A 21,027-nucleotide genomic window follows, 5' to 3' on the forward strand; every position below is an offset into this window, starting at 1 on the left:
AAAGATGGCAGGGACGGACGAAAGCAAGGCGCCAGCGCAGCGCGAACCGCAGACGGCAGTGGCGCCGCTGAACACCATCGTCGACGAAGACGTCGCGGCGGCGAGCAAGGCGGTAGACGATTGGCTGCGTTCGTTCACGGGCGGCTATGTGACGCTCGAGCGCCTGACCATGGTGCTGGGCAGCCTGCCCATCGTCGGCAACATCATGGCGCTGGTGGACGTGTTCCTGGACCTGATCAACATCGTCGAGAAGAAGGCCAAGGACAGCGTTGGCGCGTTCCTGAACTGGGTCAGCCTGGGCATCAACCTGATCGGATTGATTCCGGCGCCACCGACCATGGCGGCGGCCCGCATGAGCCTGCGGCCCACGCTGCACCTGGTGCGCCAGCAGCTGAAAACCGCCACTTCCAATCTTGGCGAAGCGATCATCACCACGCTGGTAGGACACCTGAACGCCACCATCGTCGGCGAACTGGAGACCTTCATCGACAAGGCCATCGGCTTGCTTGGCGAGATGCTGAAAGGCTGCGCGAACCTGGCCGACGACATCGTGGACAACCTGGTCGACATCCTGAACCGCGTGCTCGGAAAGAAGGATCTGTTCAACGTCGGTACGCCGCCGGTGCCTGAATCCAAGGTGTACGACCCGAACACCGAGAGCACCTGGAGCCGCATGTGGGGCAGCGCGGTGCGCTACTCAAAGCAGTCAGCCAACTACGTCGCAAAGAAGGCTACCGACTACTTGCCGGAGAGCGTGGCGGGACGGGTCAATGGCGTGATCCAAAGCCTGTTGGATTTCAAGATCAGCTTCCGCGCGCAGCTCGTGAAGCTGGCGGACAAGGAAGCGCAGGCCAGCATCATGTGGCTGCTGCACAAGCTGCTGGAGGCCATCAAGCGAAAGAAGGGGCAGCGCGCGGCCATTGTGCCGCCGCGTTCAGGCGCGGTGTCGGAGCAGGACAGGCCGGGGAACCAGCTGGGGCATATCAACAAGCAGGCCGCAGGACAGAACGATCCCAAGGCTTGCAAGAACTGCCCCGGAGTTTCAAGCACTCCAAATTCAATCAGCTTCGTCACGGGCAGCGAGAGCTTCACGCACACCGATTTCGTGCTTGCGGCGCCGCTGCCCATCGAATGGGCGCGCACCTATCGCAGCGACCTCGACGCCTACGACCAGGGCAGCCTGGGTGCGTGCTGGCTCACGCGCTACAGCACGCGCGTGGACCTTGCCACGCCGGCCAAGGGCCGGCGCCAGGGGAAGCCCAGCCTCGTCTACCGCGGCGACGATGGCCGCAGCCACGCCTACCCGCTGCTGGCCCCGGGCCAGGCACACCGCGATGCGATCGAAGAAATAACGCTCACGCGGCTCAGCGAAACCTTGTTGACGCTGGACTTCGGGAAACCGTTGCCCCTCGGCGAGCAGGCCGAATGGCGCGAAATCTATGAACTGGTCGAGCTGCGCGGGCAGCGGCATTTCCGGCTCGTGAGCTTGCAAGCCAAGGATGGTGCCGCCATCGGCCTGCGTTACGACCATGTGATCGCCTCCACCGGCGAGCAGGTGTTGAGCGACATCGTCAGCAAGCAGGGCGATGTCGTCATGGCGCATGTGGGCACCCAGCCCGATGCGCGGACGGACCTCATCCAATCGCTGTGGGAACTGAAGGACGGGCAGGTCGTTCGGCAGCTGGCAGCCTACACGCACGATGCCGAACGCGACCTGGTCGCGGCACAAGACGAGAACGGCGCCAGCTGGAGCTACAGCTACTCGCACCACCTGATCACCCGCTACACCGACCGCACCGGCCGGGGCATGAACCTGGAGTACAACGGCACCGGTTCCGATGCCAAGGCCGTGCGCGAATGGTCCGACGACGGCAGCTTTGCGACCACGCTCGAGTGGGACCCAAACATCCGCCTGACCTACGTCACCGATGCGCTGGGCGGCGAGACCTGGTACTACTACGACATCCAGGGCTACACCTACCGCATCATTCATCCGGACAAGCTGGAGGAGTGGTTCTTCCGCGATGACGCGAAGAACGTCACGCGCCACGTGCACACCGACGGCAGCACCGACGACTACGCCTACGACGAAGACGGCAACCTGCAGACGCACACGCGTGCCGACGGCAGCCGCGTGCATTTTGAGTACGACAAACTGCACCGCCTCACGGGCCTGCGCGATGCCGAGGGCGGCGTGTGGAAGCGCGACTACGACGCGCAAGGCCACCTCACCGAAGAGATCGACCCGCTGGGTCACAAGACCGAGTACGCCTACGACAAGGCCGGGCGGCCCGTGCGCATCACCGATGCGAAGGGCGGCGTCAAGGTACTCGCCTACACACCGTCGGGCCAGCTCGCCAGCTACACCGATTGTTCCGCCAAGACCAGCCGGTGGGAGTACGACGACCGTGGCCGCCTCGCCAAAGCCATCGATGCCGCCGGCAACACCACCAGCTACCGCTACGCCGCAGGGCAACTGGAAGAAGTCGTGCTGCCCGACGAAACCAGCGAGCACTTCACGCATGACGCCGAAGGGCGTTTGCTCGCGCACGCCGACGCGCTCGGCCGCCGCACGCGCTACAGCTACACGCGTGCAGGTCTCATCGCGGGGCGCACCGATGCCGCCGGCCGCTCCCTCAAGTACCACTGGGACTTGCTTGGCCGCCTCACCGAGTTGCAGAACGAAAACGGCAGCCACTACAACTTCCGCTACGACCCCGTCGGCCGCCTGATCGAAGAAACCGGCTTCGACCGCAAGACCACCGAATACCGCCACGAAGCGACAAGCGGCACGCTGGCCGAAGTGATCGAGGCCGGCCGCACGACGCAACTGCAGTTCGATGCGCTGGGCCGCCTTGTCGAGCGCAACGCCGGCGAAGGCCAGTCCGAGCGCTTTGCCTACGACCGCAACGGCAGGTTGCTGGAGGCCGCCAATCGCGATGCGCGGCTGCAGTGGTTCTACGACCCCGCCGGCAACCTGACGCGCGAGCACCACCATTACCTCGCGAACGCGCGCACGGCTGTCTGGCAGCACCGCTACGACGAGCTCAACGAACGCATCGCGACCGTGCGCCCCGATGGCCACGTCACGCAGTGGCTGACCTATGGCTCCGGCCATGTGCACGGCCTGCTCATCGACGGGCAGGACATCCTCGGCTTCGAGCGCGACGACCTGCACCGCGAAGTGGCCAGGGAGCAGGGCAACGGCCTGAGCCAACGCCAGAAGTACGACCCCGCCGGTCGCCTGCTGGAGCAGCGCATCTCAAACACCGGGCGCGGCACCATCGAGGCGCTGGAGCTCAGTCGCCGCTACACCTACGACAAGGCCGGCCAGCTCACCGCCATCGGCGACAGCCGCCGCGGCCGCCTGGACTACCGCTACGACCCCGTAGGCCGCCTGCTCGAAGCCAACGGCCGCCTGGGCCGGGAAGTGTTTGCCTTCGACCCCGCGGGCAACATCGTCGATCCGACGCAAGCCGAAGGGCCCTTGCAGCGCACGGCCAACAAGCTGCTCGACAACCTGCTGAAGGAATACGCAGGCACCAGCTACCGTTACGACGAGCGCGGCAATCTCATCGAGCGCGTGAAGAACGGTCGCAAGGCGGTCTTCGCTTGGGACGGCTTCAACCGCATGACCGCGGCAACCGACCACGACGACGGCACCACGACTACCTTCAGCTACGACCCATTAGGCCGCCGCATCGCCAAGCGTTCAGGCGACGCGACCACCTCGTTCGGCTGGGACGGCGACGTGCTCGCGTTCGAGAGCACGCAAAGCTCTGCCGCGCAGAACGAGCGGCAAGGGCAGGGATGGAGCGTGCACTACATCCACGAGCGCGATTCCTTCGTGCCGCTGGTGCAGATCAGGCAGCCGCGCGCCATGGCGCTGAGCGAGACGACAGATGTGAAGGCGCTGATGGAGGCCAACGGCGGCGTCTATGACATCGAGCAGGATCCGCTGTGGAACGGCGAACAGCGCAGCGTGCCAAGCGCCTTCGATAGGAAGGAGATGGCCTTCTATCAGTGCGACCACCTGGGCACGCCGCAGGAACTGACGGACCATGAGGGGAGCATTGCGTGGTCGGCCAGCTACACGGCCTGGGGCGAAGCCAAGCAGGCGATCAGCGAGGCGGGAAGGAAGGCAGGGTTCAGGAATCCGATCCGGTTCCAGGGGCAGTATTTCGATGAGGAAACGGGGCTGCATTACAACCGGAACCGTTACTACGATCCGCATGCGGGACGATTCGTTTCGCGAGATCCTGTTGGCCTAGTTGGTGGGTTCAATCTGCACCAGTTTGTTCCCAACCCGGTCGAATGGATTGATCCACTAGGTCTAGCACGAGAAAAAGGCATCACCCCAAACAACAAGGGAACTCGGACGACGATTGAGGGAGGAGCGCTTCCAGAGGCCGCAGTGGGCTACAGCGGACGGGCTGGCGGAAATGGTGCCAGTAACCCTGTGGTCAAGGAACTTTATGACTCCGTCCCGGAGGAACTGCAATCCAAAACGCATTCATGGTGCGGTGAACCCGATGCACTTAGCGGAGTAGCCAACCAGCACAAGGTGTCAAATGTTGCCGAGCTTCGCAAAGTTGTTCATGGCGCCACTTCGACCACCGTCAGAAATGATGGAATGGTTCTTCCGTTCTGTAGTTCATGTGGACATGTGATGGGTCGACTTGGCATATGTGATGGAGCAAAAAAATGAGTGGACCATTTAGTGACGCCGAAGAAGAGGATCTCGAAACTCTCGAGCACGAACTGACGAATGGCAAGGTTAGTTACAGCCGAATGATGAAGATGTATGCAGAGTTCTTGCTCGCGTCCATCCAAAGCGGCCAGGTCGATAAAAAAATCAAGCCGTCTATTGAGTTGGATTTTCTCGTCCAAAACCTTGAAGCGGCAATCACCAGCTTCGGCACTGACGATAGTGACGAGGTGCGAAGATCGCGCAGAGTCGAGCTGGTGAGACTTTGTGGTCGCCTCGAAATCGAACAACCGGATCTTGCTGCACTGATTCGATGTGCCGTGTGTTGCTTCTATGAGGAAGGCGGCTGGAACCCTGATGAGGAAGAAGACGCGACGCCTATCCCGCTCTACCTTTTTCTGCTCAAACGATTCAATCCGGACATGGGAGCGGCGCTTCTGGGATACGCGCGTATGAATCTGCTTGGTTCCTGATAGTGCCTCCCAAAAATGAGCGATGCAGCTATTCTTTCAAAGCTCGGGCCAATAATTCGATCAAAAAAGATCTTCTGGGTCAATGGTGAGTATTTGCGCGAAGGCGAAGTTGTCCATTGGGAGTGTTTTGTCAGGCTTCCAGGTGAAGCGGTGAAGGTGGGGTTCGATGAGTATCTGGAAAAGTATGAAGATGCAGTCGACCTTTACGACGTGCATGTACGAGAGGAATTGCCAAATGTCGAGACCGCGTTGCTGTTTATTTTGAAATCGTTTCCTCACGTAGCTGAAAAATTGAGAGATGAGCAAAGTGAAGCCTCCCCGGATCTTCGAAAATCGAAGATCCGGTAGCCCAAAGCCAAGCAAGATCAGACGACTTCTCCCACCCGACCTCCGGGTTTCCGATAACTAAATCCACTTGATTTAGTCGCTCTCCTGTCCGATAGTCTCCCTGCGCCCGGATGCCGCGTCCCTCGCCGGACCCGCTACCGGATCCCAAGACCGCAGGCGCACGCCGTCTGCCCACGGAGACACACACATGCTCAGCTCCCGCTCCATCCTGGCCCTGGCGGCCATGTCCCTCGCCGCATCGTCTGCCGCCTTTGCCGCCGACCAGCCGGTCATCGGCCTCGTCACCAAGACTGAAACCAACCCCTTCTTTGTAAAAATGAAGGAGGGCGCGCAGGAAGAGGCCAAGAAGCTCGGCGCCAAGCTGCTGTCGGGTTCGGGCAAGGCCGACGGCGACAACGCGGGTCAGATCACGGCGATGGAAAACATGATTGCCGCGGGTGCCAAGACCATCCTCATCACGCCGAGCGACGCCAAGGCCATCGTGCCGGCGATCAAGAAGGCGCGCGACAAGGGCGTGATGGTGATCGCGCTCGACAGCCCGGCCGATCCGCCGGACGCAACCGATGCGCTCTTCGCCACCAACAACTACACGGCCGGCGTGCTGATTGGCGAATACGCCAAGGCCGCTATGGCGGGCAAGCCGGCGAAGATCGTCGCGCTCGACCTGTTGCCAGGCCACCCGGTGGGTGCGCAGCGGCACAACGGCTTCATGAAGGGCTTTGGCTTGGCAGCCAATGACGCCAAGTCGAACGAGCTGTCGAAGTCGCCTGAAATCGTCTGCATGGCCGACAGCTTCGGCGATCAGGCCAAGGCGCAAACGGCGATGGAAAACTGCCTGCAGAAGGCGCCCGACGTGAACCTGGTCTACACCATCAACGAGCCCGCCGCGGCCGGTGCCTACAACGCGCTGAAGCGCGCGGGCAAGGAGAAGGGCGTGATGATCGTTTCCGTGGACGGCGGCTGCCAGGGCATCAAGGACACCAACGCCGGCGTGATTGCAGCCACCTCGCAGCAGTACCCGCTCAAGATGGCGGCCATGGGCGTGGCGGCGGGCGTGGAATACGCCAAGACGGGCAAGAAGGCCTCGGGCTACGTCGACACGGGCGTGACGCTCATCGCCGGCAAGAGCGTGGCGGGCGTCGACAGCAAGGACACCAAGACGGGAGCCGAGCTGTGCTGGGGCAAGAAGTAATCAAGGCCCGGAGCACCTTGATGGCGAAATCTCCAACGCACCACATCCCGTGGGGCGCCCTGGGGCCGTGGCTGGCCCTGCTTGGCGCATGCATCTTCTTTGCGACGCAGTCCGATCGCTTCCTGACGGGCGGCAACCTCTCGCTGATCATGCAGCAGGTGATGGTGGTTGGCGTGATCGCCATCGGACAGACGCTGATCATTCTCACGGCGGGCATCGACCTGTCGTGCGGCATGGTGATGGCGCTGGGCAGCATCATCATGAGCAAGTTCGCCACTGAACTGGGGCTGCCGGTGCCGGTGGCCATCTTGTGCGGCATCGGCGTGACGACGCTGTTCGGCCTGCTCAACGGCTTGCTGGTCACGCGCATCAAGCTGCCGCCGTTCATCGTGACGCTGGGTACGCTGAACATCGCGTTCGCGATCACCCAGCTGTATTCGTCCTCCCAGACCATCACCGATCTGCCCGCCGGCCTCACGGGGCTGGGCACCACCTTCACCATCGGCAGCGCCGAAGTGGCCTGGGGCGCGGTGCTGATGCTGGTGCTCTATCTGCTCGCATGGTTCGTGCTGCGCGAGACGGCGGCGGGCCGGCATATCTACGCAGTGGGCAACAACGCCGAGGCCACGCGCCTGGTCGGCATTCCCACCCAACGCGTGCTTCTGGGCGCGTATGTGGCCGCGGGCGTGCTCTACGGCATTGCCTCGCTGCTGTCGGTGGCGCGCACCGGCGTGGGCGACCCGAACGCGGGGCAGACCGAAAACCTCGATGCCATCACGGCCGTGGTGCTTGGCGGCACCAGCCTGTTCGGCGGCCGCGGCGTGGTGCTGGGTTCGCTCATCGGCGTGCTGATCGTCGGCGTGTTCCGCAACGGGCTCACGCTGATGGGCGTCTCGTCGATCTATCAGGTGCTGGTAACGGGCGTGCTGGTGATTCTTGCCGTGGCGGCCGATCAAATCTCGCGCCGGGGAGCCCGCTGATGAACACCGTGGCAAATCCGAAAATCATCATGCAGGCCAAGGGCCTGGTGAAGCGCTATGGCCACGTCACTGCGCTCGACGGGGTCGACTTCGAGCTGCGCGAAGGAGAAATCCTCGCGGTGATCGGCGACAACGGCGCGGGCAAGTCGTCGCTCATCAAGGCGCTGTCTGGCGCGGTCGTGCCCGACGAGGGCGAGATCCTGCTCGACGGCGCACCCGTGCACTTTCGCAATCCGCTGGACGCGCGCCGCGCGGGCATCGAGACGGTCTATCAAGACCTGGCCGTGGCACCCGCCATGACCATCTACGAGAACCTCTTTCTCGGCCGCGAGCTGCGCCGGCCGGGCTTCATGGGCAATGTTCTGCGCATGCTCGACAAGAAGAAGATGCTGCAGGAGAGCAGCGCGCGCATGGCGGACCTGAAGGTCGGCATCCAGTCGATGACGCAGGCGGTGGAAACGCTCTCCGGCGGCCAGCGCCAGTGCGTCGCCGTGGCGCGCAGCGCGGCCTTCGCGCGGCACGTGGTCATCATGGACGAGCCGACCGCCGCGCTTGGCGTGAAAGAAGGCAACATGGTGCTCGAGCTGATCCGCCGCGTGCGCGATCGCGGCCTGCCGGTGGTGCTCATCAGCCACAACATGCCGCATGTGTTCGAGGTGGCCGACCGCATCCACGTGGCGCGGCTCGGCAAGCGCGCGGCCGTGCTCAACCCGAAGAAGATCAGCATGAGCGACACGGTGGCCGTGATGACCGGCGCCATGACTGCCGACAAGCTGCCCGCGGAGGCCCATGCCTGATGCAGAAGCTGTTGCTGCGCGCCCACCCGACCTGTTGCGCCCGCGCGGCTCCAACCAGGTCGGCATGCGCCAGTTCAACGAACGCGTGGTGCTGCAGGCGCTGCGCGTTCACACCAGCCTGCCCAAGGCCGAGCTCGCTCGGCTCACCGGGCTGAGCGCGCAGACCATCGGGCTCATCACCGCGCGGCTGGAGGAAGACCAGCTCATCGTGAAGCAGGGGCGCGTGCGCGGCCGCATCGGGCAGCCTTCGGTGCCTCTGGCGCTCAACCCCGACGGGGCCTTTGCCATCGGCATCAAGGTCGGGCGGCGGGGTGCCGAATGGCTGCTCATCGACTTTGCCGCACGCGTGCGCGAGCGCCATGCCATCAGCTACGAGTTTCCCGATGCGGAGCAGCTGCTGCCCGCCATTGCAGAGCACATCCACCGGCTGCGCGACGGGCTGGGTCCGCTCGCGGTGCGCACCGTGGGCGCGGGGCTGGCCGCACCGTTCCAGCTGGGCGGCTGGCACCGCACGCTGGGGCTGTCGAAGGCGCAGTCCGACGTGTGGAACCAGATGGATCTGCCCGCCGAGGTGCGGGCGCGCACCGAAGTGCCGGTGGGTTATGCGCGCGACACCGTGGCTGCCTGCGTGGCCGAACTGGTCACGGGCCGCGGCCACGACCTCAAGAGTTTTCTCTATGTGTTCGTCGACACCTTCGTGGGCGGCGGGCTCGTGATCGACTCGCACCTGCATACGGGCGCGCACGGCAACGCGGGCGCGCTGGCCTCGCTGCCCATGCAGTCCGCAGCAGGAGTCGGGGCGCCAGCACAACAGCTGATTGCCGAAGCCTCGCTCTGGGAGCTGGAACAGCGCCTGCGCAGCGAAGGCCTCGATGCCACCGCCGCCTACGATGACCGCGCGTTGCAGGCGCCCTATGCGGCGGCCACGCAGGCATGGCTTGCATCGGCTTCGGTTGCGCTGGCCTACGCCATTGCAAGTGGCACTGCGGTGCTCGACCTGGGCGACGTGGTGATGGACGGGTCCATGTCTCGTTCGCTGCTGGAGGCCCTGCTGGAGCAGACACGCGCGGCTCTGGGCCGGTGCAACTGGGAAGGCATCTGGCAGCCGCGCCTGCATGGGGGAAGGGCGGGTGCGCAGGCCTGCGCGCTGGGCGGTGCGATGCTGCCGCTGCACGCCAACTTCGCGCCCGACCACGACGTGTTCCTGAAGGCGGCCTGAGCTGCTTACGGCGTCGCCGCTGCGTGCAGGCTGCGCGGGAATCGCAGCGTGCTCGCGTGGGCGCCCTCGGGACAAGGCCGATCGGTATAACCGGCATCGCCCTCTGGCATCACGCACTTGTGTACCTCGACGAAGGCGGGCGCGGCCTTGGCGGTCGGCTCCGCGGCGGCAACCGCGGGGGCGATCACCGGGGCGATTGCCGGGGCTTCGAGCGTTGCGTTCGCCAGCGGCGCGCGATGGGGTGGGGGCGAGGGCGGTTCCTCGGACGAGCGCATCGCAGTGCCCGGCACGGGAGGCTCGACGTTGGCTGGCATGACGGCGGGTGGCAAAGTTGGTGCGCGCGCCGCGCTCTCGTTCACCAGGCCCTTCAATGCCACATAGAAGAGCAACACCGCAATCAGTGCGATGGCCAGGCAAGGGGCCCAGTACCTGCCGTTTGCGGCATCCACTTGCTTGAACGTGTCGACCGTTTGTTCCAGGCTCATGGCTGAAACTCCTTGTTCGTGTTCAGGCATTCTTGAGGGCTGGTGTCGGGCACAGCTGTAGGCCTGCACCATGCGCCCCTACGGAATTCGTCTCGAAAACGCCGCGGATAAAACCTCATCGGCAGGCGTTGATCACGGGCTCTCGATAATGCGATCCACTTGTCGAGAACCGGAAACAATGAGCGCTGCAGATTTTCTTTTCGCACCTGAGGTACAAAAACTCCTGATGGTCGCCTACGCGGCGCCGGACCAACAGTTTTCTTGCAGCGAGCTGGCCCGGCGTTCGAAGCTGGACCCCGCCGATGCCGAACGCACCCTGGAGCACCTTGTCGGCAGTGGCATCCTGAAGAAGCAAAAGCCGAAGGCAGACCAAGCCGATGCCGATACCGTCTCGATCGATCGCTCGTTCCTCTTCCATGACGAGCTGCGCAACATTGCGCTGAAGTCCTTCGCCGCCGCCGAGCCGGTTCGCTCGATGCTTCGCGCCAAGTTCAAGGATTCGGTCTTGCGCGCCTTCGTTCTGGGAGAGGACAAGGACGGCACCGTGGAACTCCTCGTCGTGCACGGGCAGCTCACGCCCGATGAAGCTGCCATGACGGCCGCCTGCCAGAAGCTGTCGAAGAACATCCACCGTCATCTGAAGATGCACGTCATCTCGCACGCCAGGTTCAACAGCTTGACACCGCGCGACCCGCTCGCGTCGAAGCTGGCGGCGCCCTGTGCGCTCGAGATCATCGCGCTCGGGGATACGAAGGCTCAATTGCCCGTCGAAAGGGTCAGCCTCTTGCAAAGCGCCAAGAAGAAATTGGCAACGCTGTCACGCCCATCGGCGTGAGTGCGGTCAGGGCCTCCAGCGGCGCAAGCCGAGCTCGTCCGCGAGTGCCTGGTAGGTCTTGATGCGGGCCCGCACGTAGTCGTCGAGCGCGGCGCCGGTGAGCGCGAAAGGATAAAGACCGTGCCGTTCGCGCAGCGCGGCGTAGCCCGGTGCGGCAGTGGCCTCCGCGAACGCGGCGGTCCATGCGCGCACGGCAGCGTCGGGCACGTTCGCGCTGAGGTACAGGCCGCGCACGGTCGGCCAGACGATGTCCACGCCTTGCTCGCGTGCCGTCGGCACGCCGGTGAGCGCACCGCTGAGCCGCGTCTCCGACAGCACGGCCAGCAGCCGCACAGCCGCACCGCCGGCAATCGCATGCAAGGCCTCGGCCGCGTCACCGGGGAAGGCATCCACATGCTTGCCTTGCAGCGCACCGAGGGCATCGCCGCCGCCTTCGAAAGACACGAAGCGCATCGCCTTGTGGTCGCGCCCCGCGGCGCGCACCAGCAGCGCGGCCTTCACCCAATCCTGGCTGCCCACCGTGCCGCCCGCGCCGAAGGCAATTCGCGAAGGTTCCTGCCGCAATGCGGCGACGAGGTCTTGCAGGCGCTGGTAAGGCGAATCGCGGTGCACGGCGATCACGCCGTAGTCGGTGCCCAGCGTGGCGATCCAGCGCACCGCCGAAGGGGGATGCGGCCCGAAGCGGCCCTGCGCAAGGTTGAGCAGCGAGCCACTGGAGAACGCGACCAGCGTGCCCGGCCCGCCGAGCCGGCCCGTGGCCACGCGGTCGAAGGCGACCGCACCGATGCCGCCCGGCAGGTAGCGCTGTGCGAGCGGCGGCCGTGCGGGGCGCACCACCTGCAGCGCATCGCGTGCGAGGGCGCAGGTCAGCGCGAAGCCGCCCCCGGCCTTGGCGGGAATCACGCAGTCTGCCGCGGCTTCGGACGGATCGGCCCCGGCCGACGCGACCGAACGCGCTGCGGCAGCGGGCAGCAACAGCGCGGCGAGTGCGCGCAGGGCGTGTCGGCGGGTTGCGGAAGGTGTCGGCATGGGCGTGCAGTTGACTGGCACGGGAGCGGCCTCGGTCAGCCGGCGGCCGGCCGGGGCCACCAGATGATCGCATGCAGCCCCGTGGTGCCGGGCCGCGCTTCGAGCCGCAATTCTCCCCGGTGTCGGTGCGCAATGGACCGCGCGATGGCCAGCCCCAGCCCGAAGCCGCCCTTGCCCGCACGGGCGCCGCGCCGAAAGCGTTGTCCGAGTGATGCCCGTTCTTCTTCGCCCAGGCCCGGGCCATCATCCTCGACATTGAGGCTCCACCCGGCCGCATCGCCTGCTGCAAATAGCGTGATCGTTCCTTCGGCCGGCGTGTAGGCGATGGCGTTGGCCACCAGGTTGCCGAGCGCCTCGCGCATCAGGCCGCGGTCGGCCACCGCAGGAAATTCCGGCGAAGGCGAATGGATGCCCAGGTCGATGCGCTTGGCGCGCGCGAGGGGCAGCAGGTCCACGGCCACTTCGCGCAGCAGCGCCGCAAGGTCGAACTCCGCGGCGTCGAACGCCACCGTGTCGCTGCGGCCCAGCGCAAGCAGTTGCTGTGTGCTGCGCGTGGCGCGGCTGATTTCGGCGCCCAGCGCATCGAGCGCCAGCTGGACCTGCGCCGGGTCCTGCTCGCGCCGCGCGTAGTCGGCCTGCATCTGCAGCGTGGTGAGATGGGTGCGCAGCTGGTGGGACGCATCGTCGAGAAACTGTCGCTGCTGGGCCACCAGGTCTTGCGTGCGCGACATCTGCTGGTTGACTGCCGCCACCAGCGGGCGAACGTCGGCAGGCAGGTCGGATTCGGCAATGCGCGTCAGGTCGTCCGGCGTGCGGGCTTGCACCTCTCGTGCCAGTCGCGACAACGGCCGCAGCGCCGCCGCCAGCGCAATGGCGGTGCCGACGAGAAGCATCGCCAGCACCAGCCCGTCGCGCAGCGCCGCGCTGCGCACGAAGCGGGCCGTGAACTCCTGCCGCGAGCGCGTGCTCTCGCCCACCTGGATCAGCACGCTGCGGCCGTTGCCGCCGGCTGATGCGCGGTCGAGCTCACGCCGGTAGGCCGCAAGCCGCACGGCCTCTCCGAAATAGGTGGCGTCGTAGAACGCCGGAACGCCCATGGCCAGTTCGGCCGGCGGCGCGGGGAGGTCGGCGCTGCCCAGTTCCACCAGACCATCGGACGTGGTCACGCGAAAGAACACCTGGCCGCTGGCCGTGAGCTCGAAGAATTCGAACATCGTGTACGGCAGTTCGACCGAGAGGCCGCCCGAGGCCGTCGAGATGTTGGCGTCGATGGACTTGAGCGCGCCCAGCAGCGAGCGGTCGTAGGCCGCGTTGGCGGCGGCCAGCGCGTCGTGCCGCGTCATCCACAGCTCGAGGCCGGTCACCACCAGCAGGGCAGGGAACAGCAGCAGCGCAAGCCGCTGCCACAGGCTCGCGCGGCGCAACCGGTCGGCCATGCCCGTCAACACGCTCACTCAGTCCGCTTCCAGCGCATAGCCGAGGCCGCGCAACGTGGCAATGCGAACACCGCTGCCGTCGAGCCGCTTGCGCAGCCGGTAGACCAGCACTTCGACGGCCTCTGGGTGCACCTCCTCGTCATCGGAAAACACCCGCTCGAGAATCTGCTGCTTCGACAAGGGCTCGCCGCTGCGTTGCACCAGAACGCGCAGCACGGCCTGCTCGCGCGGCGACAGCGCAAGGGTTTCCCCCTTTAGCGCAAACTGCCGGCGTGCGCTGTCGTACACCAGCGGGCCGCACGCCAGGCGCGGATGCTCGACACCGCGCGCGCGGCGCACCAGCGCATGCAGCCGCGCCTCGAGCTCGGCCAGTGCAAAGGGCTTGGCCAGGAAATCGTCGGCGCCGGCGTTGAGCGAAGCCACACGTTCGCTCAGCGAATCGCGCGCCGTGAGGATCAGTGCCGGCAGCCGCTGGTCGCGTTCGCGCAGGCGCTGAAGCACTGTGTGGCCGTCCATGCCGGGCAAGCCCAGGTCGAGCACCAGCGCGTCATGGTCGCGCTGTTGCAGCGCCCGGTCGGCCAGGCGGCCGTCGTCCACCCATTCGACCTGGATGCCCGCATGCTCCAGCGCCTTGCAGAGCCAGGTGCCCAGGGTGTGTTCGTCTTCCGCCAGCAGGATGCGCATGGCGCGATGCTAGGGCCTGACGCGTTCAGTCGGGCTTGATGTTTGCCCTTGCGATCACCTTCTGCCAACGGGCTTGTTCGGCTGCGATGAACTGCGCGAACTGCTCGGGCGTGCCGCCGATGGCCTCGGCCGCATCGGCGGTCAACCGCTGCATCGAATCGGGCGACTTCACGGCCTTCATCGTTTCGGCCGACAGCCTGGCCAGGTTCGCCGGCTCGATGTTGGCCGGCGCAAGCATGCCGTACCACTGCGTCATTTCAAAGCCCGGAAAGCCTTGCTCGGCCACCGTCGCCACGTCGGGCAGCTGCGGCAGCCGTTTGGCCGAGCCGGTGGCAATGCAGCGCACCTTGCCGGCCTTGATGAACGGAATGATGGCGGCCGCGCCAATGGCCGAGGCATCGAGCCGGCCCGAGAGCAGGTCGGTCACCATCGGTCCGGTGCCGCGGTAGGGCACGTGCAGCATGAAGATGTTGGCGGTCATCTTCAGGTATTCAAAGGCCAGGTGGCCTGCGCTGCCATTGCCAGCGGAGCCATAGCTGAGCTGGCCGGGCTTCGACTTGGCGTAGGCAATGAACTCCTTCAGGTTCTTTGCCGGCACGTCGGGGTGCACCACGTAGAGGCTGGGCACCTTGGCCAGCAGGCTCACGGGCTTGAAGTCCTTGTTGGCGTCGTAGGGCAGCTTGGCAAAGATGTACGGATTGACCGCCAGCGTGCCGATATGGCCCAGGATCAGCGTGTGCTGGTCGGTACTGCGCGCCACTTCGCTCATGGCGATGTTGCCGGCCGCGCCCGGCTTGTTGTCGACGAAAACGCTCTGGCCGAGCGTGCGCGAGAGCTCTGCCGCGGTGGAGCGCGCCACGATCTCCGAGCTGCCGCCGGGCGCGAAGGGCACCACGAAGCGCACCGACTTGCTGGGCCAGCCGGCCTGCGCAGAGGTCATCGATGGCAGCAGGCCACCCAGGGCCAATGCGCTGCCGCCCTGCAGCCACTGGCGGCGCGTGGGCTGCGGGTCGTTCAGGAAGTTGTCGGACATGGTGCTTGTCTCCATCGCTTGTTTGAAAGAAAACCTGCATCCTGCCCGACGGAGGCTGTCGGAAAGCTGTCAGTCAGATCAGGTTGCGCATCGCCTGTGCCGTTTCGCGCAGCACCGGGAGCACGCGCGCCACCGCGTCTTCGGAGCTTTCGTGGCCCATGGGCATGGTGATGTTGAGCGCGCCCACCAGCGTGCCGTGCCGGTCGCGCAGCGGCACCGCAATACCGCGCGAGTTGAGGTCGAGCTGCTGCTCCGACAGCGCCCAGCCCTGTGCGCGGATGCGCGCCAGCTCGAGCTTCATGCGTTCCATGCTTCCAATGGTGTACGAGGTGAACACCTGCAGCTGCCGGGTGGCCAGCCACTCCGACAACTCGGCCTCGCCGCGCAGCGCGAGCATCAGCATGCCGGCGGCAGTCACCTGCGCCGGCACGCGCGCGCCCAGCACGTAGCCGGTGCTCATGCTGCGGTTGGGGCCGTTGCGGGCGATGTAGACCACCTCGTCGCCGTCCATCACGCTCAGGTAGGCGATCTCGTGCGTGCCCGCCGCCACGCGCTGCAGAAAAGGCTGGACGATGCGCGGCAGCCGTGCCGAGTCGAGATACGACTGACCCAGCCGCAGCACGCGCGGCGTGAGCCAGAACAGCTTGCCGTCGCTCGCCACGTAGCCCATGTGCTGCAGGGTCAGCAGGTAGCGCCGCGCGGCCGTGCGCGTCATGCCGGTGCGCTCGCCGGCCTGGCTGGCCGTGAGGCGCGGATGGGCGTCGTCGAAAGCTTCGATGATGCTCACGCCGCGTTCCAGGCCGGCGATCCAGTCGCGCTTGTCGAGGCCGGCCGGCGCGGGAGAAAGATCGGCGGTTTCGGAGCTCATGAGGGGAAGTGTGCAGGCGTGGCGGGCGTTGCCACCGAAGGTTGCGATCGGGATAAACCCGGCTTTTGTACGATAAACGAACGCATAAGCACGATTGTCGAGCAAATCAGGCCTAGTCCGAGGGTGACTGGCGTGGCGAGATGGATAGAGTTCGGCTTGGCAATGCCTCTGGAGCGATTGCCGCACAAAAGAGGCAAGAAATGACCACCTCCATCTCCGGCAGCACACTCGCGTATCTGATCCCTGGCGACCCCGTGCGCAACGTGCGCCTGCCCAGGTTGTTCAACGCCGTCTTCGAGCGTTTCGGCATCGACGCGGTGCTGTTGCCCATGCAGGTGCCGCTGCGCGACTTCGCGGTGTTCTTCAAATCGGCCTTCCTTGCGCGCAACGTGCGCGGCATGGTGATTGCGCCGCCGCACAAGCCGCTGGTGGTCGACCTGCTCGACGGCTGCGGCCTGTTCGGCCGCGTGGCGGGCTCGGTCAACGTGGTGCGCCGCACCGAGAACAACGAATTGGAGGGCGACCTGTTCGACGGCGAAGGCCTCGTGGGTGCGCTGGACCACTTCAATATTCCGTTTCGCGGCAAGCGCGTGCTGATTCTGGGTGCCGGCGTGAGCGCCGCCGCCATCGGCGTGGCGCTGGCCGAAGGCGGCACGGTCGATGGCGCCGAGCACATTGCCTTCTATGACACCTCGGCCGGCAAGGCCGCCGGCGTCGCGGCCAAGCTCGACGCGTTCTTCGATGCCGACGTGACCGTCGCCGACAGCAACGCGCCCGAAGGCTACGACCTGGTGATCAACGCCACGCCGCTTGGACTGGATGAAAACGACGCGTTGCCTGTCGACGTCACCCGCATGGACCGCCATGCCGCGCTGTTCGACATCCTGCTGCGCAACCAGCCGACGCCTCTGGTGCGGGCGGCGCGTGCGCGCGGCCTCAACGCACAGGCCGGCTTCGAGATGCTGATCCAGCAGATGCCGCACTACCTCGGGTACTTCGGCCATGCCGATGCGGCGCAAGGCGTGCGCGACGACGCCGATTTTCTGCGCGAGATCGTCTATCCGCCTTCCATGCATGCCGAGATCCGCCAGCCGTTGCGCTACCAGTCGCCGAGCGTAGCTTGACCAACAACAATTTTTATAAGGGAGACGCAATGACAAAGATATTCGACGGCTACTGCAAGCTACTCGATGCACTGATCGCGCTGGCGCTGGCCGTCATGGTCGTGCTGGTGTTCGGCAACGTGGTGCTTCGCTATGCCTTCAACTCCGGCATCACCGTGTCGGAAGAAGTGTCGCGATGGCTCTTCGTCTGGGTCACGTTCCTCGGTGCCGTCGTCGCTGTGAAGGAACGCGCACACCTGGGCACCGATTTTCTGGTGGCGCGCCTGCCGGTGCTGGGCAAGAAGATCTGCCTGGTGGTGGGTCACTTGCTCATGCTGTTTGCCACCTGGCTGCTGTTCAGCGGCAGCCTCGCCCAGGCAAAAATCAACTGGGACGTGCAGGCGCCGGTCACCGGCGCATCGACCGCGATCTTCTACGCCTCGGGCATCGTGTTCGCAGTTTCGGCGGGGGTGTTCCTGCTCGCAGACCTGGTGCGTGCGCTCACCGGCCAGCTGAGCGAAGACGAACTCGTGATGGTGCAGGAGTCGGAAGACCTCGCGCAACTGGAGCGCGACGACACCGCCCACCGCAACATCCCAGGCAAGCACTGAGAGCCGGAACCCACCATGACCGTATTCATCTTCCTCGGCTCGCTGCTCGGCGCCATGGCGCTCGGCATTCCCATTGCCTATTCGCTGCTGCTTTCAGGCGTGGCGCTGATGCTTCACCTCGACCTGTTCGACGCGCAGATCCTGGCGCAGAACGTGGTGAACGGCGCCGACAGCTTTCCGCTGCTTGCCGTCCCGTTCTTCATGCTCGCCGGCGAGATCATGAACGTCGGCGGGCTTTCCAAGCGCATCGTCAACCTGGCGTTGACGCTCGTCGGCCACCGCCGCGGCGGCCTGGGCTTCGTCGCCATCCTGGCGGCGTGCCTGCTGGCTGCGCTCTCGGGCTCGGCGGTGGCGGACACCGCCGCGCTCGCGGCACTGCTGCTGCCGATGATGGTGCGCGCGGGGCACGACAAGGCGCGCGCCGCGGGCCTCATCGCCTCGGCCGGCATCATTGCGCCGGTCATTCCGCCGTCGATCGGCTTCGTGATCTTCGGCGTGGCGGCCAACGTATCGATCAGCAAGCTGTTCCTCGCCGGCATCGTGCCCGGCATCATGCTGGGGGTGGGCATCGCCGTCGCATGGTGGTGGGTTGCCAAGCGCGAGAACATCCAGCCGGCGCCAAAGGCCACGGGCGCGGAGCGCGCCAAGGCTTTCAAGGAATCGCTCTGGGCCCTGTTCCTTCCGGTGATCGTGCTCGTGGGTCTCAAGATGGGCGTGTTCACGCCCACTGAGGCGGCCGTGGTCGCAGCCGTGTACGCGCTGTTCGTGGCCATGGTGGTGTACCGCGAAATGAACTTCGCGCAGCTCTACCAGGTGTTCGTGAGCGCGGCCAAGACGACGGCCGTGATCATGTTCCTGGTGGCCGCCGCCATGGTGTCCGCCTGGCTCATCACGGTGGCCGACCTGCCGAGCAAGCTCATCAGCTTGCTCGAGCCCTTCATGGGCAACAAGACCCTGCTGCTGATCGCGATCATGGTGCTCGTGATGGCGGTGGGCACGGCCATGGACATGACCCCGACCATCTTGATTTTGACGCCGGTGCTGATGCCGGTGGTCAAGGCCGCGGGCATCGACCCGGTGTACTTCGGCGTGCTGTTCATCATCAACAACGCCATCGGGCTGATCACGCCGCCGGTGGGCACCGTGCTCAATGTGGTGGCGGGCGTCGGCAAGATGAGGATGGACGAGGTGACGCGCGGCGTTCTGCCTTTCATGACCGCGCAGTTCATCGTCATGTTCCTGCTTGTTTTATTCCCCTCGCTGGTGCTGGTGCCCATGCGCTGGTTTGCCAACTGACGCGGCATTCGCCTTTCCATTTTTCGACCCAAGACCCCTAGGAGACAATCCATGAAAAAGACCCTCATTGCCCGCGCCCTTTGCCTCGGCATTGCCATGCTGCTGCCTGTGGCCGCGGCCGTTGCGCAAGACATCAAGGAGCGTTCGATCAAATTCGCGTTCCAGAACCAGGGCGACCACCCGCAGGCCTTGGGCGCGAAGAAGTTCGGCGAACTCGTCGCGCAGAAGTCGGGCAACAAGATGCAGGTCAAGCTGTTCCCGGGCGGCACGCTCGGAGGCGACGTGCAGACCGTCTCGGCCATCCAGGGCGGCACCATCGAGATGACGGTGCTCAATGCCGGCATTCTCTCGAACCAGGTCAAGGCCTTTGCGGTGTTCGATTTCCCGTTCCTGTTCGCCAATCCGAAGGAAGCCGACGCGGTGACCGACGGGCCCTTCGGCAAGAAGCTGTTCACGGAGCTCGCAACCAAGAACCTCATCGGCCTCGGCTACTGGGACCTCGGCTTTCGCAACGTGACCAACAGCAAGCGACCGATCAACAAGGTGGAAGACCTGGCGGGTCTCAAGATCCGCGTGATCCAGTCGCCGATCTACATCGACCTGTTCACGGCCCTTGGCGCCAACGCCACGCCAATGCCGTTCCCCGAGCTCTATCCGGCGCTGGAGCAAAAGGCGGTCGATGGCCAGGAGAATCCGAACACGGTCATCCGCACGTCGAAGTTCGCCGAAGTGCAAAAGCACCTGGCGCTGACGCAGCACGTGTACAACCCGCAGGCGCTGATCGTTGGCAAGAAGCTCTGGGATTCACTCAGCGACGCCGAGAAGAAAATCATGACCGAAGCGGCCGACGAAGCCACCAAGTACGAGCGCGAAGTGTCGCGCGGCCAAGCTGACGCGGCGCTGGCGGACCTCAAGAAGGCCGGCATGCAGGTGACCGAGTTCAGCCCCGCCGAAATGCAGCGGCTGCGCGACAAGGTCAAGCCGGTGGTGGAAAAGCACAGCGCCCTGGTGGGTGAGGCCGTGGTGAAGGAGCTGTACGCCGAAATCGCAAAGGTCCGCAAGTAAATCCAACAGGCGAGCGAAGCACAGCATGATCACCGGCAAGACCACCCTCGTAGCGCACCTGGGCTTTCCCACCGAAAGCTTCAAGGCGCCGATGATTTACAACCCCTGGTTCGAGAAGCAGGGCATCGACGCGGTCGTGGTGCCGATGGGCGTGAAACCCGAGGACTATCCGGCGGCTTTTGCCGCACTGTTCCGGCTCACGAACATTCGCGGCGCGCTGGTGACCATGCCGCACAAGATCACGACCATGGGTCTGGTCGACGAGGTGACGCCCACGGCAAAGATCGCCGGTGCCTGCAACGCGGTCCTCAAGCGCGCCGACGGCACGCTGGTGGGCGACCAGTTCGACGGCGCGGGCTTCGTGCGCGGCGTTCTGCGCAAGGGCCGCGCGCTCGAGGGCGCGCGGGTGCTGGTGGCCGGAAGCGGCGGCGTCGGCTCGGCGATTGCGGCATCGCTCGCGGCGGCCGGGGTGGCGGAGATTGCGCTTTACGACGCCAACACGGCCTCGGCCGATGCGCTGGCCGGACGCCTGCGCACGCACTATCCGGCGCTGGCGGTGTCCACGGGCTCGAACGATCCGACCGGCTTCGACGTGGTCGTCAATGCCACGCCGATGGGCATGAAGGAAAGCGATCCGCTGCCTTTCGACGTGGACCGCATCGCGCCGTCGACCTTCGTCGGCGAGGTGGTGATGAAGTCCGAATACACGCCGCTCTTGCGCGCCGCATTGGACAAGGGCTGCGCCGTGCAGGTGGGCACCGACATGCTGTTCGAGATGATTCCCGCCTACCTGGAGTTTTTCGGTTTCGGCACCGCCACGGCCGACGCGTTGCGCGCCACGGCGAAGATCAGCTACTGAGGCGTT

General features: G+C 65.3%; 19 protein-coding genes. 13 read left to right on the plus strand and 6 right to left on the minus strand.

Features of this window, described 5'->3' with window-relative positions:
• Positions 1-4: 4 nt before the first annotated feature.
• From BLR24_RS13670 to BLR24_RS13700, 7 genes are all read left to right on the plus strand, one after another.
• Entirely contained in the window at positions 5-4,708 is a 4,704-nt protein-coding gene (locus BLR24_RS13670) for an RHS repeat-associated core domain-containing protein (protein WP_093017662.1), read from the plus strand.
• The gene (locus BLR24_RS13675; RefSeq protein ID WP_093017664.1) at positions 4,705-5,181 is read left to right on the plus strand and encodes a hypothetical protein; all 477 of its coding nucleotides are present in this window, start codon (positions 4,705-4,707) and stop codon (positions 5,179-5,181) included. The genes BLR24_RS13670 and BLR24_RS13675 overlap by 4 nt, the downstream gene beginning before the upstream one ends.
• A 15-nt stretch (positions 5,182-5,196) precedes the next feature.
• Entirely contained in the window at positions 5,197-5,529 is a 333-nt protein-coding gene (locus tag BLR24_RS30405) for a hypothetical protein (RefSeq protein WP_139188758.1), read from the plus strand.
• A 187-nt stretch (positions 5,530-5,716) separates the two neighbouring features.
• Positions 5,717-6,721, plus strand: coding sequence for a sugar ABC transporter substrate-binding protein (locus BLR24_RS13685; protein WP_093017668.1), 1,005 nt, complete (start codon positions 5,717-5,719; stop codon positions 6,719-6,721).
• A gap of 20 nt (positions 6,722-6,741) precedes the next feature.
• A complete protein-coding gene (locus tag BLR24_RS13690) occupies positions 6,742-7,701 on the plus strand; it encodes an ABC transporter permease (protein ID WP_093017670.1) in 960 nt (319 codons plus the stop codon).
• The gene (locus BLR24_RS13695; protein WP_055805505.1) at positions 7,701-8,498 is read left to right on the plus strand and encodes an ATP-binding cassette domain-containing protein; all 798 of its coding nucleotides are present in this window, start codon (positions 7,701-7,703) and stop codon (positions 8,496-8,498) included. The genes BLR24_RS13690 and BLR24_RS13695 overlap by 1 nt, the downstream gene beginning before the upstream one ends.
• Positions 8,491-9,717: an ROK family transcriptional regulator gene (locus BLR24_RS13700; protein ID WP_093017672.1), complete on the plus strand. Its 1,227-nt coding sequence runs from the start codon at positions 8,491-8,493 to the stop codon at positions 9,715-9,717. The genes BLR24_RS13695 and BLR24_RS13700 overlap by 8 nt, the downstream gene beginning before the upstream one ends.
• A 5-nt stretch (positions 9,718-9,722) precedes the next feature.
• Here BLR24_RS13700 and BLR24_RS13705 read toward each other — a convergent pair whose 3' ends face one another.
• Positions 9,723-10,202, minus strand: a complete 480-nt coding sequence (locus tag BLR24_RS13705; RefSeq protein WP_093017673.1) for a hypothetical protein — start codon at positions 10,200-10,202, stop codon at positions 9,723-9,725.
• A 178-nt stretch (positions 10,203-10,380) separates the two neighbouring features.
• Between BLR24_RS13705 and BLR24_RS13710 the strand changes: the two genes are divergently transcribed.
• Positions 10,381-11,037, plus strand: coding sequence for a hypothetical protein (locus BLR24_RS13710; RefSeq protein WP_093017675.1), 657 nt, complete (start codon positions 10,381-10,383; stop codon positions 11,035-11,037).
• A 6-nt stretch (positions 11,038-11,043) separates the two neighbouring features.
• On the opposite strand, the gene BLR24_RS13715 is transcribed toward BLR24_RS13710, so the two are convergent.
• The 5 genes from BLR24_RS13715 to BLR24_RS13735 all read right to left on the minus strand — a co-directional run bounded on the left by BLR24_RS13715 (position 11,044) and on the right by BLR24_RS13735 (position 16,087).
• Complete coding sequence (locus BLR24_RS13715; protein WP_093018237.1) at positions 11,044-12,066, minus strand: tripartite tricarboxylate transporter substrate-binding protein; 1,023 nt, start codon at positions 12,064-12,066, stop codon at positions 11,044-11,046.
• A 35-nt stretch (positions 12,067-12,101) separates the two neighbouring features.
• Positions 12,102-13,502, minus strand: a complete 1,401-nt coding sequence (locus tag BLR24_RS13720) for a sensor histidine kinase (RefSeq protein ID WP_093018235.1) — start codon at positions 13,500-13,502, stop codon at positions 12,102-12,104.
• Positions 13,503-13,520: 18 nt separating this feature from the next.
• Complete coding sequence (locus BLR24_RS13725; protein ID WP_093017677.1) at positions 13,521-14,186, minus strand: response regulator; 666 nt, start codon at positions 14,184-14,186, stop codon at positions 13,521-13,523.
• 25 nt (positions 14,187-14,211) lie between these two features.
• Positions 14,212-15,219, minus strand: a complete 1,008-nt coding sequence (locus tag BLR24_RS13730) for a Bug family tripartite tricarboxylate transporter substrate binding protein (RefSeq protein ID WP_093018239.1) — start codon at positions 15,217-15,219, stop codon at positions 14,212-14,214.
• Positions 15,220-15,292: 73 nt separating this feature from the next.
• Positions 15,293-16,087: an IclR family transcriptional regulator domain-containing protein gene (locus BLR24_RS13735; RefSeq protein ID WP_093017679.1), complete on the minus strand. Its 795-nt coding sequence runs from the start codon at positions 16,085-16,087 to the stop codon at positions 15,293-15,295.
• Positions 16,088-16,287: 200 nt separating this feature from the next.
• On the opposite strand from BLR24_RS13735, the gene BLR24_RS13740 reads away from it, so the two are divergent.
• From BLR24_RS13740 to BLR24_RS13760, 5 genes are read left to right on the plus strand one after another with little or no spacing between them, the layout of a single operon-like run.
• Positions 16,288-17,211, plus strand: coding sequence for a shikimate dehydrogenase family protein (locus BLR24_RS13740; RefSeq protein WP_093017681.1), 924 nt, complete (start codon positions 16,288-16,290; stop codon positions 17,209-17,211).
• A gap of 29 nt (positions 17,212-17,240) precedes the next feature.
• The gene (locus BLR24_RS13745; protein ID WP_093017683.1) at positions 17,241-17,801 is read left to right on the plus strand and encodes a TRAP transporter small permease; all 561 of its coding nucleotides are present in this window, start codon (positions 17,241-17,243) and stop codon (positions 17,799-17,801) included.
• A gap of 15 nt (positions 17,802-17,816) precedes the next feature.
• Positions 17,817-19,097 carry a TRAP transporter large permease subunit gene (locus BLR24_RS13750; RefSeq protein WP_093017685.1) on the plus strand — a complete coding sequence of 427 codons (1,281 nt, stop codon included), beginning with the start codon at positions 17,817-17,819 and terminating at the stop codon, positions 19,095-19,097.
• 51 nt (positions 19,098-19,148) lie between these two features.
• Entirely contained in the window at positions 19,149-20,162 is a 1,014-nt protein-coding gene (locus BLR24_RS13755) for a TRAP transporter substrate-binding protein (RefSeq protein ID WP_093017687.1), read from the plus strand.
• Positions 20,163-20,187: 25 nt separating this feature from the next.
• Positions 20,188-21,021: a shikimate dehydrogenase family protein gene (locus BLR24_RS13760; RefSeq protein ID WP_093017689.1), complete on the plus strand. Its 834-nt coding sequence runs from the start codon at positions 20,188-20,190 to the stop codon at positions 21,019-21,021.
• Positions 21,022-21,027: the final 6 nt, after the last annotated feature.

This window comes from Variovorax sp. OV700 (assembly GCF_900099805.1).
Classification (GTDB): Bacteria; Pseudomonadota; Gammaproteobacteria; order Burkholderiales; family Burkholderiaceae_C; genus Variovorax.

Excerpts from the sequence above, each read along its gene's own strand:
- BLR24_RS13685 (WP_093017668.1), top strand. The coding sequence starts at position 5,717 with ATGCTCAGCTCCCGCTCCATCCTGGCCCTGGCGGCCATGTCCCTCGCC.
- BLR24_RS13670 (WP_093017662.1), top strand. The coding sequence starts at position 5 with ATGGCAGGGACGGACGAAAGCAAGGCGCCAGCGCAGCGCGAACCGCAG.
- BLR24_RS13720 (WP_093018235.1), bottom strand. The coding sequence starts at position 13,502 with ATGGCCGACCGGTTGCGCCGCGCGAGCCTGTGGCAGCGGCTTGCGCTG.
- BLR24_RS13740 (WP_093017681.1), top strand. The coding sequence starts at position 16,288 with ATGACCACCTCCATCTCCGGCAGCACACTCGCGTATCTGATCCCTGGC.
- BLR24_RS13760 (WP_093017689.1), top strand. The coding sequence starts at position 20,188 with ATGATCACCGGCAAGACCACCCTCGTAGCGCACCTGGGCTTTCCCACC.
- BLR24_RS13690 (WP_093017670.1), top strand. The coding sequence starts at position 6,742 with ATGGCGAAATCTCCAACGCACCACATCCCGTGGGGCGCCCTGGGGCCG.
- BLR24_RS13735 (WP_093017679.1), bottom strand. The coding sequence starts at position 16,087 with ATGAGCTCCGAAACCGCCGATCTTTCTCCCGCGCCGGCCGGCCTCGAC.
- BLR24_RS13730 (WP_093018239.1), bottom strand. The coding sequence starts at position 15,219 with ATGTCCGACAACTTCCTGAACGACCCGCAGCCCACGCGCCGCCAGTGG.
- BLR24_RS13755 (WP_093017687.1), top strand. The coding sequence starts at position 19,149 with ATGAAAAAGACCCTCATTGCCCGCGCCCTTTGCCTCGGCATTGCCATG.
- BLR24_RS30405 (WP_139188758.1), top strand. The coding sequence starts at position 5,197 with ATGAGCGATGCAGCTATTCTTTCAAAGCTCGGGCCAATAATTCGATCA.
- BLR24_RS13675 (WP_093017664.1), top strand. The coding sequence starts at position 4,705 with ATGAGTGGACCATTTAGTGACGCCGAAGAAGAGGATCTCGAAACTCTC.
- BLR24_RS13710 (WP_093017675.1), top strand. The coding sequence starts at position 10,381 with ATGAGCGCTGCAGATTTTCTTTTCGCACCTGAGGTACAAAAACTCCTG.
- BLR24_RS13700 (WP_093017672.1), top strand. The coding sequence starts at position 8,491 with ATGCCTGATGCAGAAGCTGTTGCTGCGCGCCCACCCGACCTGTTGCGC.
- BLR24_RS13695 (WP_055805505.1), top strand. The coding sequence starts at position 7,701 with ATGAACACCGTGGCAAATCCGAAAATCATCATGCAGGCCAAGGGCCTG.
- BLR24_RS13715 (WP_093018237.1), bottom strand. The coding sequence starts at position 12,066 with ATGCCGACACCTTCCGCAACCCGCCGACACGCCCTGCGCGCACTCGCC.
- BLR24_RS13750 (WP_093017685.1), top strand. The coding sequence starts at position 17,817 with ATGACCGTATTCATCTTCCTCGGCTCGCTGCTCGGCGCCATGGCGCTC.
- BLR24_RS13745 (WP_093017683.1), top strand. The coding sequence starts at position 17,241 with ATGACAAAGATATTCGACGGCTACTGCAAGCTACTCGATGCACTGATC.
- BLR24_RS13725 (WP_093017677.1), bottom strand. The coding sequence starts at position 14,186 with ATGCGCATCCTGCTGGCGGAAGACGAACACACCCTGGGCACCTGGCTC.
- BLR24_RS13705 (WP_093017673.1), bottom strand. The coding sequence starts at position 10,202 with ATGAGCCTGGAACAAACGGTCGACACGTTCAAGCAAGTGGATGCCGCA.